Annotated in this window: 32 protein-coding genes and 1 tRNA gene; 32 read left to right on the forward strand and 1 reads right to left on the reverse strand. The window is 63.4% G+C overall.

Annotation, left to right across the window (positions count from 1 at the left end; translation table 11 throughout):
* Positions 1-6: 6 nt before the first annotated feature.
* From AC6H4Z_RS11605 to AC6H4Z_RS11685, 17 genes are all read left to right on the forward strand, one after another.
* The gene (locus AC6H4Z_RS11605; RefSeq protein ID WP_497546914.1) at positions 7-480 is read left to right on the forward strand and encodes a hypothetical protein; all 474 of its coding nucleotides are present in this window, start codon (positions 7-9) and stop codon (positions 478-480) included.
* An 8-nt stretch (positions 481-488) separates the two neighbouring features.
* Positions 489-782 carry a hypothetical protein gene (locus tag AC6H4Z_RS11610; RefSeq protein WP_497546915.1) on the forward strand — a complete coding sequence of 98 codons (294 nt, stop codon included), beginning with the start codon at positions 489-491 and terminating at the stop codon, positions 780-782.
* Between the two features lie 92 nt (positions 783-874).
* The gene (locus AC6H4Z_RS11615; RefSeq protein WP_497546916.1) at positions 875-2044 is read left to right on the forward strand and encodes a thiamine pyrophosphate-dependent dehydrogenase E1 component subunit alpha; all 1170 of its coding nucleotides are present in this window, start codon (positions 875-877) and stop codon (positions 2042-2044) included.
* Positions 2044-3021: an alpha-ketoacid dehydrogenase subunit beta gene (locus AC6H4Z_RS11620; RefSeq protein ID WP_497546917.1), complete on the forward strand. Its 978-nt coding sequence runs from the start codon at positions 2044-2046 to the stop codon at positions 3019-3021. Before AC6H4Z_RS11615 ends, AC6H4Z_RS11620 begins: the two co-directional genes overlap by 1 nt.
* A gap of 1 nt (position 3022) precedes the next feature.
* The gene (locus AC6H4Z_RS11625; protein ID WP_497546918.1) at positions 3023-3340 is read left to right on the forward strand and encodes a hypothetical protein; all 318 of its coding nucleotides are present in this window, start codon (positions 3023-3025) and stop codon (positions 3338-3340) included.
* A gap of 4 nt (positions 3341-3344) precedes the next feature.
* Positions 3345-4673 (forward strand): dihydrolipoamide acetyltransferase family protein, encoded by a 1329-nt coding sequence (locus AC6H4Z_RS11630; protein ID WP_497546919.1) that lies wholly within the window; start codon positions 3345-3347, stop codon positions 4671-4673.
* A 1-nt stretch (position 4674) separates the two neighbouring features.
* On the forward strand, positions 4675-4935 hold the full coding sequence (locus AC6H4Z_RS11635) for a hypothetical protein (protein ID WP_497546920.1): 261 nt from the start codon (positions 4675-4677) through the stop codon (positions 4933-4935).
* Positions 4936-5202, forward strand: coding sequence for a hypothetical protein (locus AC6H4Z_RS11640; protein WP_497546921.1), 267 nt, complete (start codon positions 4936-4938; stop codon positions 5200-5202).
* Positions 5199-6056 carry a PHP domain-containing protein gene (locus AC6H4Z_RS11645; protein WP_497546922.1) on the forward strand — a complete coding sequence of 286 codons (858 nt, stop codon included), beginning with the start codon at positions 5199-5201 and terminating at the stop codon, positions 6054-6056. Before AC6H4Z_RS11640 ends, AC6H4Z_RS11645 begins: the two co-directional genes overlap by 4 nt.
* A 40-nt stretch (positions 6057-6096) precedes the next feature.
* Positions 6097-6828 carry an SDR family oxidoreductase gene (locus tag AC6H4Z_RS11650; RefSeq protein WP_497546923.1) on the forward strand — a complete coding sequence of 244 codons (732 nt, stop codon included), beginning with the start codon at positions 6097-6099 and terminating at the stop codon, positions 6826-6828.
* Positions 6815-7618 (forward strand): hypothetical protein, encoded by an 804-nt coding sequence (locus tag AC6H4Z_RS11655; protein ID WP_497546924.1) that lies wholly within the window; start codon positions 6815-6817, stop codon positions 7616-7618. The genes AC6H4Z_RS11650 and AC6H4Z_RS11655 overlap by 14 nt, the downstream gene beginning before the upstream one ends.
* 51 nt (positions 7619-7669) lie before the next feature.
* Positions 7670-8665 (forward strand): thioredoxin-disulfide reductase, encoded by a 996-nt coding sequence (gene trxB / locus AC6H4Z_RS11660; protein WP_497546925.1) that lies wholly within the window; start codon positions 7670-7672, stop codon positions 8663-8665.
* A complete protein-coding gene (locus AC6H4Z_RS11665) occupies positions 8662-9303 on the forward strand; it encodes an MBL fold metallo-hydrolase (RefSeq protein WP_497546926.1) in 642 nt (213 codons plus the stop codon). The genes trxB and AC6H4Z_RS11665 overlap by 4 nt, the downstream gene beginning before the upstream one ends.
* 3 nt (positions 9304-9306) lie before the next feature.
* Positions 9307-9804, forward strand: a complete 498-nt coding sequence (locus AC6H4Z_RS11670; RefSeq protein WP_497546927.1) for a DUF4149 domain-containing protein — start codon at positions 9307-9309, stop codon at positions 9802-9804.
* Between the two features lie 33 nt (positions 9805-9837).
* Positions 9838-11262, forward strand: a complete 1425-nt coding sequence (locus tag AC6H4Z_RS11675; RefSeq protein ID WP_497546928.1) for an aspartate ammonia-lyase — start codon at positions 9838-9840, stop codon at positions 11260-11262.
* Between the two features lie 39 nt (positions 11263-11301).
* On the forward strand, positions 11302-11790 hold the full coding sequence (locus AC6H4Z_RS11680) for an RrF2 family transcriptional regulator (RefSeq protein WP_497546929.1): 489 nt from the start codon (positions 11302-11304) through the stop codon (positions 11788-11790).
* A gap of 5 nt (positions 11791-11795) precedes the next feature.
* Positions 11796-12365 (forward strand): hypothetical protein, encoded by a 570-nt coding sequence (locus tag AC6H4Z_RS11685; RefSeq protein ID WP_497546930.1) that lies wholly within the window; start codon positions 11796-11798, stop codon positions 12363-12365.
* A 32-nt stretch (positions 12366-12397) separates the two neighbouring features.
* Here AC6H4Z_RS11685 and AC6H4Z_RS11690 read toward each other — a convergent pair.
* A tRNA-Leu gene (locus AC6H4Z_RS11690) sits at positions 12398-12481 on the reverse strand.
* Positions 12482-12609: 128 nt separating this feature from the next.
* Between AC6H4Z_RS11690 and smpB the strand changes: the two genes are divergently transcribed.
* From smpB to AC6H4Z_RS11765, 15 genes are all read left to right on the forward strand, one after another.
* Positions 12610-13116, forward strand: a complete 507-nt coding sequence (gene smpB, locus AC6H4Z_RS11695) for an SsrA-binding protein SmpB (RefSeq protein ID WP_497546931.1) — start codon at positions 12610-12612, stop codon at positions 13114-13116.
* The gene (locus AC6H4Z_RS11700) at positions 13113-14393 is read left to right on the forward strand and encodes an N-acetylmuramoyl-L-alanine amidase family protein (RefSeq protein WP_497546932.1); all 1281 of its coding nucleotides are present in this window, start codon (positions 13113-13115) and stop codon (positions 14391-14393) included. Before smpB ends, AC6H4Z_RS11700 begins: the two co-directional genes overlap by 4 nt.
* Positions 14390-15343, forward strand: a complete 954-nt coding sequence (locus AC6H4Z_RS11705; protein WP_497546933.1) for a dihydroorotate dehydrogenase — start codon at positions 14390-14392, stop codon at positions 15341-15343. The genes AC6H4Z_RS11700 and AC6H4Z_RS11705 overlap by 4 nt, the downstream gene beginning before the upstream one ends.
* On the forward strand, positions 15343-16035 hold the full coding sequence (gene pyrF / locus AC6H4Z_RS11710) for an orotidine-5'-phosphate decarboxylase (protein ID WP_497546934.1): 693 nt from the start codon (positions 15343-15345) through the stop codon (positions 16033-16035). Before AC6H4Z_RS11705 ends, pyrF begins: the two co-directional genes overlap by 1 nt.
* A gap of 153 nt (positions 16036-16188) precedes the next feature.
* Positions 16189-16305 carry a 50S ribosomal protein L36 gene (rpmJ, locus tag AC6H4Z_RS11715; RefSeq protein ID WP_497546935.1) on the forward strand — a complete coding sequence of 39 codons (117 nt, stop codon included), beginning with the start codon at positions 16189-16191 and terminating at the stop codon, positions 16303-16305.
* 5 nt (positions 16306-16310) lie between these two features.
* Positions 16311-16688: a 30S ribosomal protein S13 gene (gene rpsM, locus AC6H4Z_RS11720; RefSeq protein WP_497546936.1), complete on the forward strand. Its 378-nt coding sequence runs from the start codon at positions 16311-16313 to the stop codon at positions 16686-16688.
* 20 nt (positions 16689-16708) lie between these two features.
* The gene (gene rpsK, locus AC6H4Z_RS11725) at positions 16709-17086 is read left to right on the forward strand and encodes a 30S ribosomal protein S11 (RefSeq protein WP_497546937.1); all 378 of its coding nucleotides are present in this window, start codon (positions 16709-16711) and stop codon (positions 17084-17086) included.
* A 2-nt stretch (positions 17087-17088) separates the two neighbouring features.
* Entirely contained in the window at positions 17089-17724 is a 636-nt protein-coding gene (gene rpsD / locus AC6H4Z_RS11730; protein ID WP_497546938.1) for a 30S ribosomal protein S4, read from the forward strand.
* A 216-nt stretch (positions 17725-17940) separates the two neighbouring features.
* Positions 17941-19014, forward strand: coding sequence for a DNA-directed RNA polymerase subunit alpha (locus AC6H4Z_RS11735; protein ID WP_497546939.1), 1074 nt, complete (start codon positions 17941-17943; stop codon positions 19012-19014).
* A gap of 4 nt (positions 19015-19018) precedes the next feature.
* Positions 19019-19375: a 50S ribosomal protein L17 gene (gene rplQ, locus AC6H4Z_RS11740; protein WP_497546940.1), complete on the forward strand. Its 357-nt coding sequence runs from the start codon at positions 19019-19021 to the stop codon at positions 19373-19375.
* Between the two features lie 3 nt (positions 19376-19378).
* The gene (gene rpmB / locus AC6H4Z_RS11745; protein ID WP_497546941.1) at positions 19379-19597 is read left to right on the forward strand and encodes a 50S ribosomal protein L28; all 219 of its coding nucleotides are present in this window, start codon (positions 19379-19381) and stop codon (positions 19595-19597) included.
* A 172-nt stretch (positions 19598-19769) separates the two neighbouring features.
* Positions 19770-20738, forward strand: a complete 969-nt coding sequence (gene gmd, locus AC6H4Z_RS11750) for a GDP-mannose 4,6-dehydratase (protein ID WP_497546942.1) — start codon at positions 19770-19772, stop codon at positions 20736-20738.
* Positions 20735-21697: a GDP-mannose 4,6-dehydratase gene (locus AC6H4Z_RS11755; RefSeq protein ID WP_497546943.1), complete on the forward strand. Its 963-nt coding sequence runs from the start codon at positions 20735-20737 to the stop codon at positions 21695-21697. The genes gmd and AC6H4Z_RS11755 overlap by 4 nt, the downstream gene beginning before the upstream one ends.
* Positions 21681-24941 (forward strand): carbamoyl-phosphate synthase large subunit, encoded by a 3261-nt coding sequence (gene carB, locus AC6H4Z_RS11760; protein WP_497546944.1) that lies wholly within the window; start codon positions 21681-21683, stop codon positions 24939-24941. The genes AC6H4Z_RS11755 and carB overlap by 17 nt, the downstream gene beginning before the upstream one ends.
* Entirely contained in the window at positions 24938-25522 is a 585-nt protein-coding gene (locus tag AC6H4Z_RS11765; RefSeq protein WP_497546945.1) for an acyltransferase, read from the forward strand. Before carB ends, AC6H4Z_RS11765 begins: the two co-directional genes overlap by 4 nt.
* Positions 25523-25525 lie beyond the last annotated feature (3 nt).

The raw sequence follows: 25525 nt of genomic DNA on the forward strand, positions 1-25525 counted from the left end.
GCGAGCATGCAACGCTGGGCGAGGAGTGCGCGAGTCGTTCCCTGGATCTCAGCAGTTGCACTCGCGGCGACCATGACGGCGTGTGGAGGCGGTGACAATCGGCCGCCTCCGCTCCGCCAGAATTCGTTGAGCTATTCCTACGTGATCCGTCCCGACGATTCGCCGCCGCACGCGCGTCAGGACATTCATTACACGATCCAGATTCTCGACAGCAAGACGCGACAGCCGATCGAGAATGGCATCGGACAGCTGTTCGCTGGAAAGCCCGTCTATGACGACGTACCGACTGGGCCGCAGACAAAGACGTGGGACGGTTTCGCGTACGGGCCCGAGCCGGGTACGTATCACGCGAAGGTGAACTTCGTCGTTGCAGGGCAGTGGGCCGTGGCCATTCGCTTCCAACGCGATTCGCTGCACCCGCTGGAGCGAATCGACTGGATGCAAGACGTACTCGATGAACGACCCTCAAAGACTCCGTAGACTCTGCAATGCGACACTTCTACCGCACGCATCTGTCTCCCGCCGACGTTCTCGCGTCGGCGGATAAGTTTTTCCCGGGTATCGCGCTGGCGCAGAACACCACCGCGCCGCGAACCCGCACGTACTCCGGCCCGCTGGGCGCGCTCAAACTGTCGGTTCGCATGGAGGGGGGACACTACACCTTCGTGCAAATCGATACCGATCAGATGGGCGAGAGCCGCATGGATCGCAACGTGAAGAAATTCTTCGTCGGACTCCACAAGCACGACGATCCGTCGCACGCGCTCGCTGCCAACTACTAGCGCGAGCGTCGAGGGTGTAGGGTTGAAGGAAGGTCTGCGGCGCTTCGCGCCGCTTTTTTTGAGGGTGCACACGGACGCTGCCTAACGCTGACATGCCGCGCGCTACGACGAAACCTGCGAAGTCCCCAGATACCAAGGCGGCCAAGCCGCCACATCAGTCTTCGACCTCGGACACCAAACCTTCGGCGCTGCTGTCTCGCGAGCAACTGCTCGACTTGTATCACTGGATGCGGCTGACGCGCACGCTCGAAGAGCGGCTCGTTGCACTGTATCGGCAAACGAAGGTCGTCGGCGGTCTCTTTCGCTCACTGGGCCAGGAAGCCGACGCGGTTGGCAGCGCGTTCGCGCTCGAGCGCCGCGACATCATGTCGCCGCTCATCCGCAACCTCGGCGCGATGCTCGTGAAGGGCGCAACACCGGTCGAGATCCTCAAGCAGTACATGGCCAAGGGGGATTCGCCGACGCGCGGTCGCGAGTTGAACATTCACTTCGGCGACACTGATCGCGGGTTCATCGGCCAGATCTCGCCACTGGGCGACATGGTTCCGGTGATGGCCGGCGTGACGCTGTCGTTCAAGATGCGCGGCGAGGATCGCGTCGGACTCGTGTATGTCGGCGACGGCGCAACCTCGACAGGCGCGTTTCACGAAGGCATCAACTTCGCCGCCGTGCAGCGCTGCCCGCTCGTCGTCGTCGTCGAGAATAACGGCTACGCGTATTCCACGCCCACGTGGAAGCAGACCGCAGCGAAGCAGTTCGTCGACAAGGCGATCGGCTATGGTATTCCCGGCGAGCAAGCTGACGGCAACGACGTTCTCGCGGTGTACGACGTCACCAAGCGCGCCGTGGATCGCGCGCGTCGCGGTGAAGGCGTGTCGCTGGTCGAATTGATCACGTACCGTCGCAAGGGACACGCGGAGCACGACAATCAGTCGTATGTCCCCGAGGGCGAGATCGAGCGCTGGGAGCGAGAGAACGATCCGCTCGCTCGCTACGTCGTTCGTCTGCGCGAGGAATTCAATTTCTCTGCAGCCGACGTCGAAGGCGTGGACGAGCGCGTGCGCCGTGAAGTGGACGAAGCCACTGACATCGCCGAGCAGTCGGGCCTTCCGCAGGCGCTAGATGCGTTGAACGGAGTGTACGCCGACCCGCCGGCCGAGAAGCCGCTCTGGTTCCGCGAGGGATCTGGGAACGTGGTCGACAAGCATGAACGTCCGGCTGGCTGGGGCGTATTCGAGCACACGCCGGAGATCGAGCACTAATGGCCGAGATCACGTACCTCGAGGCGATTCGCGAAGCGCTGTTCGAGGAAATGGAGCGCGACAAGGACGTCTTCTGCATCGGCGAAGACATCGGCGCCTACGGCGGCGCGTTCAAGGTCACCGATGGGTTGATCGACAAGTACGGCGAGTCACGCGTCATCGATTCTCCCATCTCGGAGATCGGCATCGTTGGCGCCGCGGCGGGTGCCGCGCACATGGGCATGCGTCCGGTCGTCGAAATGCAGTTCATCGACTTCATCGCCAACGCCTACGACATCCTGACGAACTACGTGGCCACGGCGCGCTATCGCGCATTTCTGCCGTGCCCCATGGTCGTTCGCGGCCCGAGCGGCGGCTACGTGCGCGGTGGGCCGTTCCACTCGCAGAATCCCGAGGCGGGATTCGTTCACACGCCGGGACTCAAGGTCGTGTATCCGGCCACGGCGGAAGACGCCAAGGGCCTGATGAAGGCCGCCATCCGCGACGACGACTGCGTGCTTTTCTTCGAGCACAAATACCTCTATCGGCGTATCAAAGCTGAGATGCCGAGCGGCGACCACGTCGTGCCGATCGGTAAGGCTCGGGTCGCGCGAGAGGGGAAGGACCTATCGATCATTACCTACGCGGCCACAGTGTGGAAGGCGTTGGAGGCCGCGGAACAGCTACAGAAGGAAGACGGACTGTCGGTCGAGGTGATCGACCTCAGGTCGTTGGCACCGTTGGACGACGAAGCGATTCAGGCGACGGTTCGGAAAACGAATCGCGTGGTGATCGTCCACGAGGATACGCGGACCGGTGGCCTGGCTGGCGAGATCACGGCGCGGATCAACGAGACGTCGTTCGCCTGGCTGGATGCGCCGGTGATGCGTGTGACGGCGCATGACGTCCCGTTGCCGTACGCGCCGTCGTTGGAGGATTTCGTGTTGCCGCAGGTTGCCGACATCGTGCGCGCGGCGCGCACGGTTGCGGCGTACTGACATGGCGGTAGATGGTCAGTCGCCGAATGGGGCGCAACCTGGGGCGGGGGAGACGGGCGACGCCCGTCCGCACTATCTTGGAGTGGGTTGTTTTTCCGTCATCGGCGGATTTGCTGCCGGCGGCATGGTTGCGGTATTGATTGCGAAGATCGTTGGCGCGGCGACGAAGTGCGCGGTCGAAACTGAGACGGGCGCGCCGTGCAACTGGTTCACGTATTGGTTTTTCGGGGCAATCATCGGTGCGGTGGTGTTCCCAATAGTGGCAATCTCGCTGCTTCGACGCGGGCGTCGGCGAGCGAACAACTCGGAACGAGGGTGATTCGGTGGCACGTGTAGATATTGTCATGCCCCAGATGGGTGAATCGATTGCCGAAGGCACGCTGTCGAAATGGTTGAAGAAGGTCGGCGACCAGGTGAAGCGTGACGAGCCAATCTTCGAGATCTCGACGGACAAGGTCGACGCCGAAATCCCCTCGCCGACGTCTGGCGTGCTCGCGGAGATCATCGTCACCGAAGGGCAGACGGTCGCGGTCCAAACGGTCGTGGCTCGCCTCGAGACCGACGTCAACGCTTCGATAGCGGCGCCGGCTGCGGCAGCTCCGGCCCCAGCTGCTGCTGCGCCGGCCGCACCTGCGCCAGCTGCTCCCGCCAGCGCGCCCGCGGCGGCAGCCGCTCCTCCGGCCGCACCAGCGCAACCCGCTCATGCGAACGGCAGTTCGTTCGAGGATCGTGTCCGCACCAAGTCGTCGCCACTCGTTCGGCGCATGGCCGCGGACGCAGGCGTCGAGATCAGCGCGTTGAGCGGTTCAGGAATCGCCGGACGCGTCACGAAGAAGGATCTGGTCGGCTTTCTCGAGTCGGGCGCTAAGGCTCCGCCGCCGCCGCCGGCCCGTACGGCCGCGCCGTCGGCTCCAGTGAGCCACGGTCCGCTTCCCGATCCGTGGGTTGGCGATCGCGTTGAGCCGATGTCGAAAATGCGTGCGCTCATCGCCGAGCACATGGTGGTGTCGAAGCACACGTCGGCGCACGTCAGCTCGATCTTCGAGGTCGACTTCACGCGCATCGCTCGCATTCGCGCGAAGAATCGCGCCGAATTCGAACGCACCACGGGCGAGAAGCTCACCTACATGCCGTTCATCATCAAAGCGGTGGTGGATGGGCTCAAAGCGTATCCGGTACTGAATGCCGCCGTGCGCGGTAACGAGATCATCTATCGCAAGCCGATCAACGTCGGCATTGCGGTGGCGCTCGATTGGGGCTTGATCGTTCCCGTCATCAAGAACGCCGACAATCTGTCGTTGACCGGGCTTACGAGATCTCTCAACGACCTCGCCGGCCGTGCGCGCAACAAGCGCCTCGACCCGCGCGAAGTGCAGGAAGGCACCTTCACCATCACCAATCCCGGCGTGTTCGGGTCGATGATCGGTACGCCGATCATCAATCAGCCGCAGGTGGGTATCCTGTGCATCGGCGGCCTCGAGAAGCGCGTGAAGGTCGTGCAGAACGAGGACGGCGACGACACGATGGCCATTCGCACCTGCGCCTATCTGTCGCTGTCCTTTGACCACCGCATCGTTGATGGTGCCGATGCGGATCGGTTCATGGCGCTCGTGAAGAAGACCTTGGAAAACTTCCCCGAAACCGTACTCTGACATGCCTCGGGCGCTGACCATCCAACGAACGCTTGTCACGCCGCCCGATCGCGAGCGGTTTCATGAGAAGCTGCGCCGCAAGCAGGAGTACTACACCAAAGCGAACTGTCGATTCTGGGCGTTCGAAGAGGCGGGGCTACCGGGCGCGTTCCTAGAGTTCTTTGAAGCGTCCGACCCCGCCACCCTCGCCAAGGCGCATGCGAATGCGCCCGAGCAGGTGCTCGACCCAAATCGCGTTTATATCGAAGTGGAGTTGAAATAGATGCCCACACGTTCTCTCGCCGCCGAAGGCAAGACTTGGCTGGTGTTCCCGTCGGGACGCGTCACGCAGTATGACCGCGACGAGTTCGGCCTGATCTTCGTCAGTGGCACCGGTGCCGATCGCATCGTTCGCGTCACTCGCTATTCCCCGGTGGGATCGCGATCGCGCGAACAGTCGCTGGTCGAGCTGACCGATGCCGACCTGCAGCGCCTGTTCGGATACTCGCAGCCGAGCGACACCTCGCCCGAAGCAGACTACACGGCGTGAGCGCGTCTTCGGTCGTAGGCGATGGCGCCGCCGCCTTCGTCGACCTCCACGCGCACTCCACGGCGTCGGATGGGTCGCGTTCGCCGGCAGATGTCGTACGTGAGGCAAAGCGGGTTGGGCTACAGGCAATTGCCCTGACCGATCACGACACCCTCGATGGAATCGCAGAAGCCGTTGCCACGGGCGCCGAGATTGGCGTTCGCGTCGTTCCCGGCGTCGAGCTCAGCGCCGTAGAGAACGACGTGGAGACGCACATTCTCGGTCTCCATCTCTCAGACATGCAGCAGATGGAGACGCAGCTCGTCGCGCTTCGGGAGATGCGTCGCTCACGCGCCGTTCGGATTGTCCAACGACTCAACGAGCTCGGCGTGCGTATCGAGCTCAGCGCCGTGCTCGAACAGGCGGCGGGCGGAGCGATTGGACGTCCGCACGTTGCGCGCGCAATGATCGCCGAGGGCTGGGCGGTCGATTTCCGCGACGCGTTCGACCGGTACCTTGGCAACGGCCGGCCAGCGTTCGTGTCGAAGGACCGCCTTGCCGTGCGCGACGCAATCGGACTCATCCACGCTGCCGGCGGACTCGCCGTGCTCGCACATCCGTCGCAGGGGGCGACGCGCGAACGCATTGCCGCGTTCGCCGCCGAGGGAATGGACGGTGTCGAGGTTCGCCATCCGAGCCACTCGTCCGAAGACATGGCTCGCATCCTTGCGCTGGTCGAGCATTTTTCGCTCGTACCAAGTGGTGGATCCGATTGGCATGGCGCCGCCGAAGGCCCGCGAATCCTTGGCATGATGAAGGTTCCGGCCGACTGGCTCCAACGTCAGGACGCTCGGGTTCGCGTTCGCGCCGCGTAGCCAGCGCTGATCGAACAACTCGCAATTCCTGGAGGGACCGATGGAGCTCCGTGGCCGCATTGCGCTCGTCACGGGCGCGGGACATCGCGTCGGACGCGCCATCGCTGTTGCACTCGGCGCGCGTGGTATGCGCGTCGCCGTGCACTACAACGCCACAGCTGACGGCGCGCAGGAGACCGTTCGAGAAATCCAATCAGCAGGCGGAGAGGCCGCGGTCTTTCCAGGCGACCTGACGAAAACTGAGGCAACGTCGGCGCTAGTGGACGCGGTCGCAGCGAAGTTCGGTGGACTCGACGTCCTCGTGAACTCCGCGGCGGTGATGGTGCGCACGCCTTTTGGCGAGGTGACCGCCGAGCAGTGGGACAGCGTGATGGCGCTCAATCTTCGCGCGCCATTCTTTCTGTCGCAGGCGGCGGCGCCGCTGCTGCGTGCCGCGCACGGTGCGATCGTCAACATTGCCGATCTCGCCGCCTTCGAGTCGTGGCCGGCGTATATCCCGCACGGAATTTCGAAATCCGGTATCGTGCACATGACACGTGCGCTCGCGCGGATTCTCGCGCCCGAGGTTCGTGTCGCCGGCATCGCGCCAGGGACCGTCCTGCTTCCGGAGAAGTGGAGCAACGAGGACGAAGAACGGCTGCGCGCCACCACGCCGTTGCAGCGCACGGGGAGTCCGGCGGATGTATCGTCGACCGTTCTGTTCATTCTCGAATCGGACTACCTCACCGGCGAGACGATCATCGTAGACGGTGGCCGGCATGTCCGCTCCTGACGAGCGCGAAGTACAGGTGTACGACGACATCATCGTCGTTGGCGGTGGTTGTTATGGTGGCTATTACGTCCGTCAACTCGGCCGTGCAATCAAGGCGAACGCGCTCACTGCGAAACGAATCGTCGTCGTCGATCGTGACGCCAACTGTCCGGTCGCGGCGAATCGAGAGACTGCCGCGGAGGGCGCGGTCGTCGACGTCGATATTGTCGTCGCCGAGTGGAGCGCGTTCTTCGCTGATTATCTGGCGCGCGCGGCTGATGCGCCGGAGCGCGTCGCGCGTGATGCGATCGTTCCGTCGCCGCTGATGCCACACCTCATGGGTGAGTGGATCGTGAATCGCGCGCGCGAGCATTTTCCGGAGCGCGAGATTTTGCCAACGCCGTTTGATCGGCCGCCTGACGTTCCGTGGGAGCGCGCCGGTGTGGATGGCACGCACTACGTGAGCTTCGCCACCTGGATGTGCCCAGTGAACTGCGTCGAGCCGCGCATCTGTCCGCACACGCGCGATACGCGGACGTGGAGCATGCCTGAGCGACTAGCCGAGCACGCGCGGGAACAGGCTGTGGCAGGGCACCCCGTGGTCGTGGCGGCGCTGTTTTGCCGGCATCGCGCGTATGGGGTCGGAATGTTCGACACGCGCGAGGTGCTCGAGGCTGACCGGCGGGTGACCGTCGCCGCGCAGCGTGGCGCGGCGGAGGTCATCGTGGGGACGGTCTCGCACTGCCACGGCGCGCTAACGCGGCTCATGATCGCTGGCGCCGCTTCGACAATGGATTCCCCCGTCGCATAGATTTGGTGACATTGGATGGCGACGCTCGCAGAGCTCGCCTGAACACGAGGAATGGAATTGGCCACGACCTATCAATACGACGTCGTCATCGTCGGCGCGGGGCCGGCGGGCATGTGCGCCGGCATGTACGCGGGCCGCTCGATGCTGAAGTCCGTGGTGCTCGAGCGAGGGTTTCCTGGCGGCGAGCTGCTCAACACGGAATTGATCGAGGATTACCCGGGATTCGAGACGATTCTCGGGCACGAGCTCGCGCAGAAGTTTGCCGACCACGCCGCGAAGTTTGGCGCCGAATTCAAGAACGGCGTCGTCGTGGAGTGCGTTACCAGACTCGATGACGGCACGTTCGAAACGCGAACGGAGTCGGGTGATGTCTACGCGTCACCAGCGGTGATCGTGACGGCCGGCGGCACGCCGGTGAAGCTCGGAATTCCCGGCGAGATCGAGTACGCAGGGAAGGGCGTGTCGTACTGCGCGATTTGCGACGGCGCATTTTTCCGCAATCAGGTCATCGCGGTCGTGGGCGGCGGCGACGCGGCGACGGAGGAAGCCGACTTCCTCACGCGCTACGCCGACAAGGTCTATCTGATTCACCGTCGTAACGAGCTTCGTTCGTCCAAGATTCTGCAGAAGCGACTGTTCGCGAATCCCAAAGTCGAGGTCATTTGGGACACGCTGGTCGAGGCCGTCGAGGGCGATGAGCAGGGGTTGGTGAAGACGCTCAAGCTGCGAAACGCCGTCACCGGCGAGGCGAGCGATCTCGCTGCGACCGGTCTGTTCGTGTTCGTCGGATTCCGTCCGAACACGGGCATCATCGAAGATCACGTCGATCACGATGACATGGGGTATTTGCTCACCGATGCGAACATGCACACGAGCATTCGTGGTCTGTTCGCGGCGGGCGACGTGCGTGCCCAGCTCACGCGTCAGGTGACGACGGCGGTCGGCGATGCGACGACGGCGGCAATCGCAGTCGAGAAGTATCTCAAGGCGATTGCCGACGGAAATCCGAACGAGCCCATCGTCGGGACCGGGGGTTACACCGCGTGATTGTCGATTCGCGGACGGTTGGTCCGTTCAGCGAGAACTCATATCTCGTGGTCGACGAAGCGACGAATCGTGCGGCGCTGATCGATCCGGGTGACGAGCCGGACGAGTTGATCGACATGGTTCGGCAGTCGGGCGCGACGCTCGAGGCGATCTGGCTCACGCACGGTCATCTCGATCACATCGGTGGCATTGCCGGTGTGCTGCGTGAGTATCCGGTTCCGGTGCATATGCATCCGGCCGATCTCCCCTTGTATCTGCAGGGGACGAAGCAGGCGGCGATGTACGGCGTGGCGTTCGAACAGCCAGAACCGCCGGACACTCAACTATCCGATGGCGACGTTCTCACGCTCGGCGCGACGTCGTTCGAGGTCACGCATCTGCCGGGGCACTCGCCCGGGCACGTTGTCCTTCGAAACGGCGACGTCGTGTTTGGCGGTGACTTGCTGTTCGCCGGGTCGATCGGCCGTACCGATCTGCCACTCGGCGATCCCGTCAAGATGCAGGAATCGCTCATGCGGATCTGTGAATTGAGCGACCAAACCGTGGTCCATCCGGGCCATGGACCGAGTACCACGATTGGTCGCGAACGGATGACGAATGGTTTTCTCAACGGCGCAGCGCGCATCGCGAGGCGATAGCACATGGAGCACATGCCCGTCCGCGCCAGCATTTCGACGTTGCAGCTGATTCTTCTCTCGCTCTGGATTGGCGCCGCGGCCTTTTTCAGTTCCGCGGTCGCGCCGGCGCTCTTTGCCGTGCTTCCGACGCGGACGCTGGCAGGTGCGGCCGTTGGCCGTATGCTTCCGGTCGTCTTCTACTCGGGGATCGTCGTTGGCGTGGCACTGGTGACGCTCCAGGTCATGGCGCGCCGGCAATGGACCTTCGGCGCGCGGGAAATCGTCGGTGTGGTGATGGTGGGTGCGTGCGGCGTCGCGCAGTTCGTCGTCAGCCCGCGCATCGAACGGCTGCGAGCAGAAATTGGCGGTTCGCTCGAATCACTCGCCGCCGATGATGCTCGGCGCGCGGCGTTCGGGCGGCTCCATGGCATCAGCGTTGGTTGGCTGGGTGTTGCGATGATTGCTGCGGTGATCGCGATGGTTGTCGCCGGTCGGGCATTGAGCGCCGATTCGACGCACTGAGTACATACACAAACTCAAATTTCTACTACTGAAATGACCGATACGCGCCGCGAGAAGGATCCGCTTGGGCCCCTCGACGTTCCTGCCGATGCGATGTACGGAGTGCAGACGCTTCGTGCCAAGCAGAACTTTCCGATCAGCGGGCTCAAGCCGCTCGATGCGTTCGTCGACGCGCAGGTGTGGCTGAAGAAGGCTGCCGCGCTCACGCACAAGGAGACTGGTCGCCTCGACGGCAAGCTGGCCGACGCGATTTCCAAGGCGGCTGACGAGGTCCTCGCCGGTCAGTATCGCGATCAGTTCATCGTCGACCCGTACCAGGCTGGCGCCGGTACGTCGCACAACATGAACGCCAACGAAGTGCTGGCGAATCGCGCCAATGAATTGCTCGGTGGCAAGCGCGGCGAATACACGCCGGTGCACCCGAACGACCATGTGAACATGGCGCAGTCGACGAATGACACGATTCCCACGAACATTCGGCTCGCGTGTTTGTCGCAGCTTCCGGCGTTCAACAAGGCGTTCGAGAATCTGCGCGACGCGTTTGCGGCGAAGGGCGTCGAGTTCGACGACATCGTGAAGGCTGGGCGTACGCACCTGCAGGATGCGATGCCGATCCGTCTCGGTCAGGAGTTCAACGCGTACGCTGGCTCGCTGTCACGCGGCATGAAGCGCGTGAACGAGGCTGCGGACTATCTGCGCGATCTCGGCATCGGTGGAAGCGCGGTCGGCACGGGCGTGACCGTGGAGAAGGAATATCCGGCGCTGATGAACAAGTACCTCAAGCAGATCACGGGTCTCGATCTGCGCGTCGGCCAGGATCGCATTCAACTCATGCAGAGCATGGGTGACGTAGCGGCATTCAGCGCGCAGCTTCGCGTCGTGGCGGTCGATCTGAGCAAGATCGCGAGCGATCTCCGCCTCATGGTGATGGGTCCGCGCACCGGCATCGATGAGATCAAATTGCCGGCGGTGCAGCCCGGTTCGTCGATCATGCCTGGCAAAATCAATCCGTCGATCCCGGAGATGGTGAACCAGGTCTGCTTCCAGGTGATGGGCTGCGACACGACCGTCTCGATCGCCGCCGAGCACGGGCAACTCGAGCTCAACGTGATGATGCCGGTGATCGCGCACAACGTGTTGCTGTCCATGCGCATCCTCACCAACGCGGCGAACGTGCTCGCCGACAAGTGCGTGAAGGGCATCGAGGCGAACCGCGAGATGTGCCAGTACTGGGTCGAGCGGTCGGCCGCGTTGGCCACGGCGCTCGCGCCGCAGATCGGCTACGCCAAGGCGGCCGAGATCAGCAAGCAGTCGGTGAAGGAAGGCGTGCTGATTCGCGACATGGTCAAGCGCGACAAGATCCTGCCGCCGGACGAGGTGGACGAGGTGCTCGACCTCAAGAAAATGACGGAGATCGGCGTTCCCGGCGGAAAGTTCAGCGTGTCGGCGGGAGGATGACGGATATCGCAACGCACTCGGCGCGACTAACTTAAAGCCGTGCGCATCACTACTCTCGCCGAATACGGCGTCATCTGCGCGCTGCATCTGGCGCGGCGTGCTGAAGAAGGTCCGATCAACGGTCGAGAGATCGCTGAACGTGAGCGGCTACCCGGCGACTACGTCGAGCAGATCTTGCTTCGCCTTCGTCGCGCCGGTCTGGTGCGCAGCACGCGAGGCGCGCGCGGAGGGTACGCGTTGGCGCGCCCTGCTCAGGACATTTCGATTCGCGACGTGATCGAAGCGTCCGAAACGACGACGTTCGATCTTCACTGCGTATCGCATCCCGTCGGCGAAGAGCGGTGCTCGTCGTCGCACACGTGCAGCATTCGCCCCGTGTGGATGCTGCTCCAGCGGAAGATCGACGATGTGCTGCAGGGAGTTCGGCTGGCCGATCTCCTCCTCGAGGAGGGTGACGTCAGAACCCGCGTTGGGTTGACCGATCTTCCCGAGCCTGGCTACCGCTCGCTGCCGGTCCTCCAGCTCTAACGTCGGTGCCACTGTTCGCGCGTTGGCGGGCCGAGCGTGATTTGCGCCGAAAGGCGGCAACGTTCGTTGACGCGCTGTTCCGCGAGCCCGATCCAGCCGATGTCCAGTGGTTGGCCGACGCCGCCACGCGTGGAGATCTCGACCACGCCCGCTGGGAGCTTCGCTATGCGCGTCGCGCGCTGGGACTGATCACGGCCCAGCGCGACGCGCTCGATGACCGCACAGCCTCGATTGTGGCCCGCGGAATCGCCGAATCGCTCGGGCGGGACCAGAACATCGCGGCCGAGATGGCGGAGACGGCCGAGCGTCAGTTCAATGCGCGGTTGAGCGCGTATCGGGATGGCCTTGGAGCCAAGGCTGGCGCCCCAACGCAGGTTCGAATGGGCCAGACGTTGATCGCCTTCGCTGGCGGCAGCTTCACGCGTCAGGATGCGAACATTGATCGGGCTGGTGAGCTGCTCGCGGCCTATCTGGCCGAGGCGAACGAAGCTCTACGGTCGAGCTTCGGGGCGGCGGCGCTACCGGAAGGCATTCCTCCGAGCGCACTGGTCGGCGGATCGCCGAAAGGCCGCTAAAAACCACTCAAGAAGTACCAAGAACAACAAAGTGCCGAAGGGGGGACTCGAACCCCCACGAGCTTGCGCCCACTGGCTCCTGAAGCCAGCGCGTCTACCAGTTCCACCACTTCGGCAGGAGCGGAAAACCTAGTCGGCGCGAGAGGCGCAGTCAACGTATCACGTGTTGCTGCGCGAACATGGCGCGTCTAAGTTGCGATATCGCGCGAGGCGTCGACCGCGCTCGATCTCCCTCGCCGTTCCGATGGCCAAGCCCGAGAAATCGTCCGCGAAAGCGGCTGCCAATGCGCCTGCCAAGGCGCCAGAGATCCAGTCGATCGCCCGAAACAAGCGCGCTCGGCACGACTACCACATTCTCGAAACGTGGGAAGCTGGACTCGTTCTGACTGGCACCGAGGTCAAATCGCTCCGTGACGGCCGCGCAAACATCAGTGACGCCTACGGAATTGTGACGGACGGCGAGGTTTTCCTGCTCAATCTGCACATTTCGCAGTATGAGCGAGGCGGATACACCAACCACGAGCCCGCACGGACCCGCAAGCTGTTGCTCCACCGCAAGGAAATACGTCGTCTCATCGGGGCGGTCGAACGCCAAGGTCTGACGCTCGTGCCCCTCGAGCTGTACTTCAAGAACGGGGTGGCCAAGGTGGCGATGGCGTTGGGCAAGGGAAAGAAGCTGCACGACAAGCGCGATACCGAGCGAACCCGGGACGCCGAGCGCGAGATAGCGCGCGCGGTGCGGACTCGATGATCGCGTCGCTTGCCGTCGCGTTCCAGCTCGCCGTGACCACACCCGTGCTCATGGTGCGGGAGCGTGATCGCGTCGTCCGGATTCCGACCATCGCGTCGGCTGACGGGCCAATGCTGCGCCCGGAGTCGCTCGCACCGATGGTCCCGATCGAGGTCCATCGCGTCGCCGGAACGGCCTATACTCTCGACGTGTGGGGCGCTCATCTCCGGCTCGAGCCGGGCGTGGCAATGGTCCGCGTCGGCGACGATGCACGCCCGCTGGCAAGCGCGCCGCGGGTTCAAGATGGGCATCTGCTGATTCCGCTGCAGATGGTGTCGGAGGTCTTTCCGGACGTCGTTCCGAATACGCGCTGGGACGCCGAGACTCGGCAGCTGGTTGTGTTCAGCGCGCAGCCGTCGAATGCCGAGCGTGTCGTGAGCACGGCCAGTGACCGTCGAGATTCTTCGCCGCCTCCCTCTACCCGCCGACTGACGAGCGGCCCATCGTCGTCGCGCGCGGATGATGCGCGCTTGCCCCCGGTACCAGCAAAGCGTCACCGGTATACCGTGATCGTGGACGCGGGCCACGGTGGCGTTGACAACGGCATGACCGGACCGCTGGGCGGCGGCCCAAAGCTGTACGAGAAGAACGTCACGCTCGCCGTGGCGAACAAACTCGGCGACCAGCTCGAGTCGCGCGGTGTCGATGTGGTCTACACGCGCACCAGCGACACGCTGATCGCCCTCGACGATCGCGGCAAGATCGCGAACCGCGCCGCGGGGAGCTTGTTCATTTCGATCCACGTGAACGCGGCGAATCCGAACTGGAAGGATCCGCGCGGATCGCGCGGTTTCGAGACGTACTTCCTGTCCGAGGCTCGCACGGAAGACGCTCGCCGCGTGGAGCAGATGGAAAACGACGCCGTGAAATTCGAGGCGGCGCAGGACCGGATCGACAAGGACGACCCGCTGAGCTTCATTCTCAGCGACATGCAACAGAACATGCATCTGCGAGAGTCGAGCGATCTCGCCGACGTCATCCAGCGGCGACTCGGCAAGATGCATCCGGGGCCGAGCCGCGGTGTGAAGCAGGCGGGTTTCCGCGTGCTGGTGACGGCGTACATGCCGGCGGTGCTCGTGGAAATCGGATTCGGCACGAACCCGGCTGAAGCCGCGTTCATTTCGGATCCGTCCAAGCAGACGGCCATCGCAACCGCCATCGCCGACGCCGCGATGCAGTACCTCGGTCGATACGAGGGGCGCATCAAGAGCGGTAACGGAGTGGGTACGTCACCGTGACGACGAGCGCCTCGCTCCGCACGGTCGTCAACAATCTCATATTTCAGAATCCTATCGTTCTCGCCGCCGGCACGGCTGGCTACGGCGAGGAGCTCACGGGCGTCATGCGTCCCGAGCGATTGGGCGGATTGGTGACGAAGGCAGTGTCCCTCGAGCCGCGACACGGTGCGCCTTCGCCGCGGGTCGCCGAGTTCGCCGGGGGCATGATCAACGCGATCGGTCTGGCGAATCCTGGTCTGGCCGAGGTTCGGCGGGATCGACTGCCGTGGTTGGCGACGCATCTGCCGGCGACGCGAAAGATCGTGAACGTCGTCGGCTTTTCGGTCGACGAATATCCGGCGGTGGTCGCCGGAATCGAGGAAGGTGTGGCAAACGGCGCGGGCGTTGGCGCTGTCGACGCGTTCGAGCTCAACGTGAGTTGCCCGAACACCAAGGCTGGCGGACTCGAATTCGGTGCTGATCCCGCGTCGCTGCGAGCGGTGGTCGAATCGGCGCGCCGCGAGACCAAGCGTCCCGTGTACGTGAAGCTCTCCCCGTCGCTCGCGAACATCGGCGACGCGGCTCGAATCGCGGCAGATGCCGGTGCCGACGCGATCAGCGTCGTGAACACGATCCCCGGCCTCGTGATCGACGTCGAGCGTCGCCGACCCGTACTCGGCTTCGGGACCGGGGGCGTGAGCGGTCCGGCGATTCTGCCGGTCGGCGTGCTCGCTACGTGGAAGGTTCGGAAGGCCGTGACACTGCCGATTCTCGGTCTTGGCGGGGTCTCGAGCGCCGAGGACGCGCTGCAGTATATTTTCGCCGGCGCGTCACTCGTCGGTGTGGGAACGGCCGCTCTGCGGGATCCGCGAGCGCCCGAGCGCATCATCGACGGGTTGGAGGCGTGGTGCAGCCGTCACGGCGTGCACGACATCCAAACCTTGAGCGGCACTCTGGAGTGGTCTAGCTGATGAGCGTAATTCCGATCGTTCCCCTGGATGTTCCGACGGCTGCCCAGGCGCTCGATCTCGTGGATCAGTTGGGCAACCGGTGTCGATTCTACAAAGTGGGGAACGAGCTGTTCACGGCAGAGGGTCCGCCGATCGTGCGCCAGCTGATTGATCGCGGCGTGGATGTGTTCCTCGATCTGAAGTTTCACGATATCCCGAATACTGTCGCGGGCGGCGTGCGGAATGCTGCGGCGCTTGGCGCGCGACTCGTGACCGTGCACGCGGCGGGCGGGGTGGCGATGCTCGATGCGGCGGTCGCGGCGACCGCTGGGACTCGGTGCGGCGTTCTCGCGGTCACGGTGCTGACGTCGATGTCGTCGGCTGAAATCGCGGATGCGTGGGGTCGGACTGAGCCGCTCGATTTGTCGGAAGAGGTCGTCAGGCTGGCGGGGCTCGCGGCGGCGGCCGGGGCGCACGGGGTTGTGTGCTCTGGGCGCGAGGCTGCGCGCGTGAAGGCCGACCATGGGTCGGGGTTGGCGGTGCTGGTGCCCGGAGTCCGCGCAGCGGGCGGGGCAGTGCAGGATCAAGCGCGCGTCGTGACGCCGCGCGAGGCGGCGGACGCGGGTGCGACGTACATCATTGTGGGTCGGATGGTGACGGCGGCGCCGGATCGGCAGGCGGCGATGGACCGGGTGTTGGCGGAAATCGCCTAGGGTCCGCTGGGAAATGCAGGCGAACGCGCGAAATCCGGGCGGCGCAAACGCCGTGTCAACCCGTCCCCTTGCTTGAAGTTACAGCCCTAGCTACTGTTAGGGTCTGGCCGTGAATTTTTTGGTTGGTTTATATCGTCAGTTTTCGGAGCGCCTGTGAAAGTTCGCACAAGCGTGAAGCCGATCTGTGAGCACTGCAAAGTTGTGAAGCGCAACGGCGTGACTCGCATTATCTGCAAGCGCAACCCAAAGCATAAGCAGCGTCAGGGCTAACACTCATGGCTCGTATTGCTGGCGTCGATCTCCCTCGCGACAAGAAGGTCGAGATCGGTTTGACGTACATCTACGGCATTGGCCGTCACGCTGCACTGGAGATCGTCCAGAAGGCGGGCATCGATGCATCCCTGCGCATTCGCGACCTCACGGACGCGGATGTGAACAAGATTCGTGGCGTGATCGAACGCGACTTCAAGGTTGAAGGAGCGCTTCGCACGGAGGTCGCGATGAACATCAAGCGATTGATGGACATCGGATCGTACCGCGGAATCCGTCATCGCCGTGGGTTGCCCGTTCGCGGACAGCGCACGCACACGAACGCGCGCACCAAGAAGGGTCCGCGTCGCGCGATCGCCGGCAAGAAGAAAGTCACTAAATAAGTCTTAGAGATTACTCAGTCATGGCAACCGGGAAGAAAGCAAAGCGGGTCGTCGAAGCGGAGGGCGTGGCGCACATCAGCGCCACGTTCAACAACACGACCATCACGATCACGGACACGCATGGCAATGCGGTGTCCTGGGGTTCGTCTGGAAAGGCGGGCTTCAAGGGGTCCAAGAAGAGCACCCCCTTCGCCGCCACCGTCGCCGCCGAGCAGTGTGCTCGCGAGGCGCTCGGCCTTGGCGTGAAGCGCGTCCATGTGCGCGTGCAGGGTCCGGGCTCGGGTCGTGAGTCGGCGATTCAGGCGCTGGCGACCGCAGGATTGCAGGTCAAGTCGATCAAGGACGTGACCCCGATCCCCCATAACGGTTGCCGTCCCCCCAAGCGTCGGAGAGTCTGATCATGGGTCGCTATACAGGGCCAAGCTGCAAGCAGTGCCGACGTGAGGGAACGAAGCTCTTCCTGAAAGGCACCAAGTGCTTCACGGAGAAGTGCCCGGTCGAACGTCGTCCGTACGCGCCTGGTCAGCACGGCCAGAACACGGCGCGTCGCCGTAAGTCGTCGGAGTATTCCAAGCAGCTGCGCGAGAAGCAGAAGATCAAGCGCATCTACGGCATCAGCGAGCAGCAGTTCCGGAACACCTTCCAGAAGGTGCGTCCGCTGCCGGGCATCACGGGGCACAACCTTCTCGCAGCACTCGAGAGCCGCCTCGATAACATGATCTACCGCATGGGTTTCGCTGCGAGCCGCAAGGCTGCGCGTCAGCTCGTTCGGCACCGTCATGTCGAAGTCAACGGCAAGTCCGTCGACATCCCGAGCTACATGGTTGCTCCGGGCGAAGAGGTGAAGGTCCGTCAGAAGTCGCGTGAGATGGTCGCTGTGTTGGCCGCGATGGATCAGGCCTCGCGTGGCGCTCCGTTGGCTTGGTTGGCGGTCGATCGCGACACGTTCAGCGGCCGTATGCTCGAGCGCCCGTCGCGTCCGAACATTCCGATCGCGGCGCAGGAGCAGTTGGTCGTCGAGCTGTACTCCAAGTAGCGGTTGTAGTCATCCTCTGCCGCCGATGGCGGTAGAGGATCTATCGTCCCTGCCGAGTGGCCAGCCACTAACACGGGATAGCAGATCCCCGTCGCGCGAAGCGCGACGGGGGATGACGGTCGGAGCCCTCATCTCCGTTCGAGCTTGCCGCGCATGAGGGGCGGGGCAAGGCGATGCCGAGGCGAATCTCGGCAAGACCAAATGGAATTCACAGAAATGGCAAACACGATTGATCTGCGCGGACTCGTCCGCCCGCAGCTGGTCGAAGCGACCAAGCGCGAAGACAACCCCAATGTCGCCGAATTCCGGCTGCAGCCGCTCGAACGCGGTTTCGGCCACACGCTCGGCAACTCGATGCGGCGTATGCTGCTGTCGTCCCTCCGTGGGTCGGCAGTGTGGGCCTTCCGCATCGACGGCGTCGTGCACGAGCACCAGACGATCCCGGGTGTCGTGGAAGACGTCCATCAGATCATTGGCAATCTCAAGACGCTCACGCTGACGCTGCCGGAAGACGTCGAAGACGTCGTCCTGCACATCTCGAAGTCGGAAGCCGGCGCGGTCACTGCCGCCGACATCAACGCGTCGGGCGGTGCCCGCGTCGTCGACGGAGCGCACCACCTCTTCACGCTCCAGGACGACCGCGATCTCAACGTCGACCTGTACGTGAACAAGGGCCGCGGCTACATCGAGTCCGATCAGCACCCGATCGACCGTGGTTTGCCGGTCGACCTGGTTCGCATCGACTCGATCTACAACCCGGTTCGTCGCTGCAATTTCACAGTCGCCGAAACGCGCGTTGGCCAGCGCACCGACTACGATCGCCTCGTCCTCACGGTCGAGACGAACGGCACGATCTCGCCGGAAGAGGCGGTCAGCTACGCCGCGGCGCTCGCGCAGACGCACTTCCAGTATTTCGCCGACTTCGGCTCGCACTCCTCGGCGCCGATCGGCCAGTCGAGCGAGAGCGGCGCTGGCGACGGTGCTCGTCTCGGTGGTTTGCTCCGTACGCCGATCGACGACCTCGAGCTCTCCGTTCGTTCGGTGAACTCGCTGAAGAATTCGAACATTCGTACGTTGGGCGATCTGGTCCGTCAGACCGAGAGCCAGATCTTGCAGGTGAAGAATTTTGGTAAGAAGTCGCTCCAGGAGATCGCGGATCTTCTCGAGCGTGAAGGATTGAATTTCGGGATGCGCTTCGAGGAGGGTGGAGACGGTAGCGTGCGAGTGCTCGATTGGGGCACACCGCCGAGCCGCGCCGCCGCCGCCGCGCCCGACGACATGGAGGAGTGAGGCAATGCGGCATCGTAAAGCGGGGCGTCAGCTTCGCCGGACCAGTGAACAGAAGCTCGCGCTCATGCGGAATCTCGCCTCGTCGCTCATCGAGCACGGCGCGATCGAGACCACTGAAGCGAAGGCGAAGGAACTCCGTCCCTTCGTCGAAAAGTTGATCACCAAGGCTCGCGCCGGCACGTTGCACGCGCGACGCTTGGCCGGTCGCCACATCCAGAAGCGTGAGACGGCGGACAAGCTCTTCCAGGAGCTCGGTCCCAAGTTCGCTCGCCGTCCGGGTGGCTATACGCGCATTCTCAAGACCGGCCACCGCAAGGGTGACGGTGCAGAGATGGCGCGCATCGAGCTCATCGAGGCCTGAGCCATGGGAATCCAGAGAAACCGCTGCTTCTGCTGCGACAAGGGCGTCGCCTTCGGCAACAACGTGTCCCACGCGAACAACAAGACGCGTCGCACGTGGAAGCCGAACCTGCAGGTCGTCCGCACGCTGGTCGACGGCAAGATCGAGAAGGTGAAGGTTTGCACGCGTTGCCTGAATGCAGGCAAGATCAAGCGTGCACCGCGCGGGACCGCGGTGGCGTGAGTCTCGCCTCCGTCCGGTTCGTGCACGAACGAGGGGAGCTTTCGGGCTCCCCTTTTTGTCATCCCACGCGAGCAACGCGAGTGTGGGATCTACTGTCTCTTTCGCGAAGCCGGCACCACGCCCAGTGAGAATAGATCCTACGCTCGCTTCGCTCGCATAGGATGACTCTCGGATGACAACAGCTCTAATCACCGGCGTCACGGGCCAGGACGGTTCGTACCTCGCCGAATTCCTCCTCGCAAAAGGCTACCGGGTCGTCGGCACGGTGCGCCGCAGTTCCACTACGCCGTACGAACGAATCGGACATCTAGTCGATCGCGTCGAACTAGTGTCGGCCGATCTCCTCGACCAGTCGTCGCTCACCGACGTCGTTGCCGAATGCGAGCCTGATGAGATCTATAATCTCGCCGCACAGAGCTTCGTCCAGACGTCGTGGAATCAGCCTGTCCTCACCGGTGAGTTCACGGCACTCGGCGTCACGCGCGTGCTCGAGGCAATGAAGAAGGCCGCGCCCAAGGCGCGCTTCTATCAGGCCAGCTCGAGCGAGATGTTCGGCAAAGTCGTCGAGAGCCCACAGCGCGAAAGCACGCCGTTCTACCCGCGCAGTCCATACGGTGTGGCAAAGGTCTACGGTCACTGGATCACGGTGAACTACCGCGAGAGCTTTGGTCTCTACGCCGTGTCGGGAATTCTCTTCAATCACGAGAGCCCCCGGCGCGGTCTCGAGTTCGTGACGCGCAAAGTCACCGACGCCGTTGCGCGCATCAAACTCGGATTGGGCACCGAGGTTCGACTGGGCAATCTCGATTCGCGTCGCGACTGGGGCTTTGCCGGCGACTACGTCGACGCGATGTGGCGGATGCTCCAACAGGACGAGCCCGACGACTACGTCATCGGCACCGGGCACACGTGTTCGGTGCGCGACCTGTGCGACGCGGCGTTTAGTCACGTCGGACTCGACTACCGCGAGTTCGTCAAGCAGGACCCACGCTTCTTTCGCCCGGCCGAGGTCGACTTGCTGGTGGCCGATCCGTCGAAGGCGCGAACGGAACTTGGCTGGGAACCCGCGACGAGCTTTGCTCAACTCGTCAAAATGATGGTCGACGAGGATCTGGCGAGACACGCAGCGACGCGGCGATGACTCGATTCCTGCTGACGGGCGGCAGTGGGTTCGTCGGCCAATGGCTGACGCGCCTGCTGCTTCAGCGGGGACACGAACCGACGCTCGCGGGCTTGGGATCGTGGGACACCGCTCCCGCGATTCTCTCGGCTGAAGAGCGCAAGGCGGTTCGCTGGATTGGCGCCGACATGCGCGACCAGACCGAAGTCAATGCGATGCTGGACGCGGCGCGGCCTGAAGCGATCGTTCATCTTGCGGGCATCGCCTTCCAGCCGGCGGGCGATCAGAATCCGGCGCTTGCCTACGATGTGAACGTCCTGGGCGCGGTCCGCCTGTTTGCCGCGATCAACGAGCGTCGCGCTGCGGGCACGCTGGATCCAGCCACGCTCATCGTCGGTACAGGTCTCCAGTACGGCGTCCATCCGCCTCACGAGCAGCCGATCGTCGAAGATGCTGCCCAGCGCCCACTGACGCCGTACGCGGCCAGCAAAACGGCACAGGAGGCCGTGGCGCTGCAGGTTCACCGCGCCGGGGGCGGACGGATTGTTTGCACGCGGAGCTTCAACCACTCGGGCGCAGGCCAGCCGTCGGAATACCTGCTGCCATCGCTCGTCGGGCGCACCCGTGCGTTGCAGCGAGACGGCGGGAACACTTTGTCGCTCGGGAATGACGTCGTGCGTGACTATCTTCACGTCGCCGACGTTGCCGAGGCGTATCTCGCGCTGGTTGAGCGCGGCCGCGCTGGTGAGGTCTACAACGTTTGCAGCGGTGTGGGGATAGGCGTTCGGCGGTTGGCTGCCGATGTCTTGCTTCGTGCTGGCGTAACCGCTGAGATTTCCACTGCACCATCACTCGTACGAGCTACTGACATTCCGGCGCTGGTTGGTTCGCCGGAGAAGTTGATGCGGGACACGGGGTGGTCGCCCCGGAAAACGCACGCTGACATCATCGACGATTTGCTCAATGCCGCGACGGAATGACCTGCACAAGATTCTCGTAATCGGATCCGGTCCGATCATCATCGGACAGGCCGCCGAGTTCGACTATTCCGGCACGCAGGCGACGAAAGCGCTGAAGGAAGAAGGGTACGAGGTGATTCTCATCAACTCGAACCCGGCCACGATCATGACCGATCCGGAGTTTGCGGATCGGACGTACATCGAGCCGGTGACACCCGAGTTCGTCGAGCTCATTCTCGAGAAAGAGCGGCCCGACGCGATTCTCCCGACGATGGGCGGCCAGACGGCGCTCAACGTCGCCATGGCGCTCGCCGAATCCGGCGCGCTCGAGAAGTACGGCGTCGAGTTGATCGGCGCGACAGCGCACGCGATCGCCATTGCCGAAGACCGCAAGCTGTTCGGCGAAGCGATGGCCCGCATCGGCCTCGCGGTTGCCCAGGGCGGCATTGCCGAGAGCTACGAGGAAGCGGAAGCGATCGTCGAACGGACGCAGTTCCCGGCGATCATTCGGCCTTCGTTCACGCTTGGGGGTACGGGCGGCGGTATCGCGTACAACTGGGACGAGTTCGAACAGATCGTGCGCAACGGCCTCGATCTGTCCCCGACGCACCAGGTGCTCGTTGAGAGAAGTGTGATCGGCTGGAAGGAGTTCGAGCTCGAAGTGATGCGTGATCACGAAGACAACGTCGTGATCGTCTGCTCGATCGAGAATCTCGATCCCATGGGCGTGCACACCGGCGACTCGATCACGGTTGCGCCGGCGATGACGCTCACCGATCGCGAGTATCAGTCGATGCGCGATGCGGCGGTGGCGATCATTCGCGAAGTCGGCGTCGATGCGGGCGGTTGCAACATCCAATTCGCCGTGAATCCGCAGGACGGCGAGATGCTGGTGATCGAGATGAATCCGCGCGTATCGCGGTCGTCGGCGCTCGCGTCCAAGGCGACGGGCTTTCCGATTGCGCGCATTGGCGCCAAGCTCGCGGTGGGCTACCGTCTCGACGAGATCCCGAACGACATCACCAAGACGACGCCAGCGTCGTTCGAGCCAGTGCTCGACTACGTGGTCGTGAAGATTCCGCGCTTTGCCTTCGAGAAGTTCCCGTCGGCCAGTCCGTATCTCACGACGCAGATGAAGTCCGTGGGCGAGGCGATGGCGATTGGGCGCACGTTCAAGGAAGCGTTCCAGAAGGGCTTCCGCTCGCTCGAGACGGGACGACACGGGTGGGTCACTTCGCCGCGCCTGATCGACGATCGCCTGTCCGACGAGACCGATGAGTCGTTGCGTGGAGCGCTGCGTCAGCCAACGCCAGAGCGAATCTTCCAGGTCAAGCGCGCACTGGATCGCGGATTCTCGGTGCCAGAGGTGTACGACCTTACCGGCATCGACCCGTGGTTCCTCCAGCAGATGGTCGAACTCATCGAGGCGGAGCGCGAATACAGCGCGCTCACATCGGTGGCCGAGGACGACGTGCGCCACATGAAGCGACTCGGATTCTCGGATCGCCAGCTCGGCACGCTCCGCGGCGAAGATGAAACAGCCGCTCGTGAGCGTCGCTGGGCGCTGAACGTTCGCCCATCGTACAAGATGGTCGATACGTGCGCCGGCGAATTTCCGTCAGCCACGCCGTATCTGTATGGCTCCTACGACGAAGAGAGCGAAGCGCCGCGCAGCGGGAGGCGCTCGGTCGTGATTCTGGGCAGCGGACCGAATCGCATCGGGCAGGGAGTCGAGTTCGACTACTGCTGCGTGCGTGCGGTGTTGGCGCTGCGCGATCGTGGCTATGAGACGATCATGATCAACTCGAACCCGGAAACGGTGTCGACTGATTTCGATACGTCAGACAAGTTGTACTTCGAGCCCCTTACGTTCGAAGACGTGCTCGAGATCGTGCAGCGCGAACAGCCCGAGGGCGTGATCGTGCAGCTCGGCGGCCAGACGCCGCTCAAACTCACGCGCCAGCTCGAGGCGGCCGGCGTGAGGATTCTTGGAACGTCGCCCGACGCGATCGACATTGCAGAGGATCGTCGGCGGTTCGACAAGATCGCCCGTGAGCTCGGCCTGACGCAGCCGCCGAACGGTACCGCAACGAGCTTCGAAGAGGCACTCGAGGCGGCGAACCGGATCGGGTATCCAGTGCTCGTGCGACCCTCGTACGTGCTGGGCGGACGTGCGATGCAGATCGTGTACGACGATGCGTCGCTCGAACACTATTTCCAGACAGCGGTGCGTGTGTCGGAAGAGCGCCCGGTGCTCGTCGACCGGTTTCTGGAAGACGCCTTCGAGTGCGACGTCGACGCGATCAGCGACGGCAAGCGCGTGGTGATCGGTGGCATCATGCAGCACATCGAAGATGCCGGCATTCACTCGGGCGATTCGGCGTGCGTGCTTCCACCGTATCTCATCGGCGCGTCCGACATGCAGTCGATGCGCGAGCAGACGGTCGCCTTGGCTACCGCGCTCGGTGTTGTCGGCTTGATCAACGTGCAGTACGCGATCAAGAATGGCGTCGTGTACGTGCTTGAAGTGAACCCGCGCGCCAGCCGCACGATTCCGTTCGTGTCCAAGGCGATCGGCGTTCCGCTCGCATCGGTAGCTGCGCGCGTGATGATGGGGGAGACGCTCGACGACATCGGATTCACCGAAGAGATCGTTCCGCCATACGTGTCGGTGAAGGAAGCGGTGTTTCCGTTCAACAAGTTTGCTGGCACCGATCCGGTGCTTGGTCCCGAGATGCGGTCGACAGGCGAGTGCATGGGCATCTCCGACTCGTTCGGATCAGCGTTTGCGAAATCGCAGCTGGCGGCGTCGAACGGCTTGCCGCTCGAAGGTTGCGTATTGATCACTGTCGTCGATTCGGACAAGCCGACAGTCACTCCGATCGCGCGTCGCTTCCACGAAATGGGCTTCAAGATCACGGCGACTGAAGGCACGGCTGCGTATCTCCGTGCTCGCGGCATCCCCGCGCAGCGCGTGCACAAGGTGCACGCCGGTCGGCCGAACTGCCTCGATATGATCGTGAATCACGAGACGCAGTTGCTGATCAACACGCCCATGGGCAAGCACGCGCAGCAGGACGATTATCTGCTTCGGCAAGCGGCGATCGTGAACCGTGTGTCGTACACGACTACGATGTCCGCCGCGAGCGCCGCCTGCGATGCGATTCTGTCGCTTCGCTCGCGCCGGTCCACGGTGCGGTCGATTCAGGAATGGCAGAGCGATCTTCCCGCCAAGTCGGAGACGTCGGCCGAAGTCCCTGTATGACATCGGCCAGCGGGACGTTCATTCACGAGTCGGCGTACGTCGACGACGGCGCCACGATCGGGGCCGGCACCAAGGTGTGGCACTTTTGCCACGTGATGCCCGGCGCCGTCATTGGCGAGCGTTGCAGCCTTGGCCAGAACGTCGTCGTGATGAACGGCACCCGCATGGGAACGAATTGCAAGATCCAGAACAACGTGTCGATCTACGAGGGTGTGGAACTCGAAGATGACGTGTTCTGCGGCCCGTCGATGGTGTTTACGAACGTCATGAATCCGCGGTCGGCGGTGTCGCGCAAGAATGAGTATCGCCGGACGCTCGTGAAGCGCGGCAGCTCGATTGGCGCCAACGCCACGATCGTCTGCGGCGTCACGCTCGGCGAATACTCGTTTGTCGGTGCTGGCTCGGTGATCACTAAGGACGTGCTTCCGTTTGCGCTCATGGTTGGCGTTCCGGCGCGGCGATTGGGATGGATGTGCCGGTGCGGAGAACGCTTGTCCGATACTGGCGTGGGGACGTGCAAGGCCTGTGGGACGACGTACGAGAAACGTGGCGACGGGATTGGTCTCGTCGGCGAGCAGTAACTC

The sequence above is a fragment of the Leucogemmata humicola genome (genome assembly GCF_055379415.1).

Excerpts from the sequence above, each read along its gene's own strand:
- AC6H4Z_RS11605 (WP_497546914.1), top strand. The coding sequence starts at position 7 with ATGCAACGCTGGGCGAGGAGTGCGCGAGTCGTTCCCTGGATCTCAGCA.
- AC6H4Z_RS11610 (WP_497546915.1), top strand. The coding sequence starts at position 489 with ATGCGACACTTCTACCGCACGCATCTGTCTCCCGCCGACGTTCTCGCG.
- AC6H4Z_RS11615 (WP_497546916.1), top strand. The coding sequence starts at position 875 with ATGCCGCGCGCTACGACGAAACCTGCGAAGTCCCCAGATACCAAGGCG.
- AC6H4Z_RS11620 (WP_497546917.1), top strand. The coding sequence starts at position 2,044 with ATGGCCGAGATCACGTACCTCGAGGCGATTCGCGAAGCGCTGTTCGAG.
- AC6H4Z_RS11625 (WP_497546918.1), top strand. The coding sequence starts at position 3,023 with ATGGCGGTAGATGGTCAGTCGCCGAATGGGGCGCAACCTGGGGCGGGG.
- AC6H4Z_RS11635 (WP_497546920.1), top strand. The coding sequence starts at position 4,675 with ATGCCTCGGGCGCTGACCATCCAACGAACGCTTGTCACGCCGCCCGAT.
- AC6H4Z_RS11640 (WP_497546921.1), top strand. The coding sequence starts at position 4,936 with ATGCCCACACGTTCTCTCGCCGCCGAAGGCAAGACTTGGCTGGTGTTC.
- AC6H4Z_RS11650 (WP_497546923.1), top strand. The coding sequence starts at position 6,097 with ATGGAGCTCCGTGGCCGCATTGCGCTCGTCACGGGCGCGGGACATCGC.
- AC6H4Z_RS11655 (WP_497546924.1), top strand. The coding sequence starts at position 6,815 with ATGTCCGCTCCTGACGAGCGCGAAGTACAGGTGTACGACGACATCATC.
- trxB (WP_497546925.1), top strand. The coding sequence starts at position 7,670 with ATGGAATTGGCCACGACCTATCAATACGACGTCGTCATCGTCGGCGCG.
- AC6H4Z_RS11670 (WP_497546927.1), top strand. The coding sequence starts at position 9,307 with ATGGAGCACATGCCCGTCCGCGCCAGCATTTCGACGTTGCAGCTGATT.
- AC6H4Z_RS11675 (WP_497546928.1), top strand. The coding sequence starts at position 9,838 with ATGACCGATACGCGCCGCGAGAAGGATCCGCTTGGGCCCCTCGACGTT.
- smpB (WP_497546931.1), top strand. The coding sequence starts at position 12,610 with ATGGCCAAGCCCGAGAAATCGTCCGCGAAAGCGGCTGCCAATGCGCCT.
- AC6H4Z_RS11700 (WP_497546932.1), top strand. The coding sequence starts at position 13,113 with ATGATCGCGTCGCTTGCCGTCGCGTTCCAGCTCGCCGTGACCACACCC.
- pyrF (WP_497546934.1), top strand. The coding sequence starts at position 15,343 with ATGAGCGTAATTCCGATCGTTCCCCTGGATGTTCCGACGGCTGCCCAG.
- rpsM (WP_497546936.1), top strand. The coding sequence starts at position 16,311 with ATGGCTCGTATTGCTGGCGTCGATCTCCCTCGCGACAAGAAGGTCGAG.
- rpsK (WP_497546937.1), top strand. The coding sequence starts at position 16,709 with ATGGCAACCGGGAAGAAAGCAAAGCGGGTCGTCGAAGCGGAGGGCGTG.
- rpsD (WP_497546938.1), top strand. The coding sequence starts at position 17,089 with ATGGGTCGCTATACAGGGCCAAGCTGCAAGCAGTGCCGACGTGAGGGA.
- AC6H4Z_RS11735 (WP_497546939.1), top strand. The coding sequence starts at position 17,941 with ATGGCAAACACGATTGATCTGCGCGGACTCGTCCGCCCGCAGCTGGTC.
- rplQ (WP_497546940.1), top strand. The coding sequence starts at position 19,019 with ATGCGGCATCGTAAAGCGGGGCGTCAGCTTCGCCGGACCAGTGAACAG.
- rpmB (WP_497546941.1), top strand. The coding sequence starts at position 19,379 with ATGGGAATCCAGAGAAACCGCTGCTTCTGCTGCGACAAGGGCGTCGCC.
- gmd (WP_497546942.1), top strand. The coding sequence starts at position 19,770 with ATGACAACAGCTCTAATCACCGGCGTCACGGGCCAGGACGGTTCGTAC.
- AC6H4Z_RS11755 (WP_497546943.1), top strand. The coding sequence starts at position 20,735 with ATGACTCGATTCCTGCTGACGGGCGGCAGTGGGTTCGTCGGCCAATGG.
- carB (WP_497546944.1), top strand. The coding sequence starts at position 21,681 with ATGCCGCGACGGAATGACCTGCACAAGATTCTCGTAATCGGATCCGGT.
- AC6H4Z_RS11765 (WP_497546945.1), top strand. The coding sequence starts at position 24,938 with ATGACATCGGCCAGCGGGACGTTCATTCACGAGTCGGCGTACGTCGAC.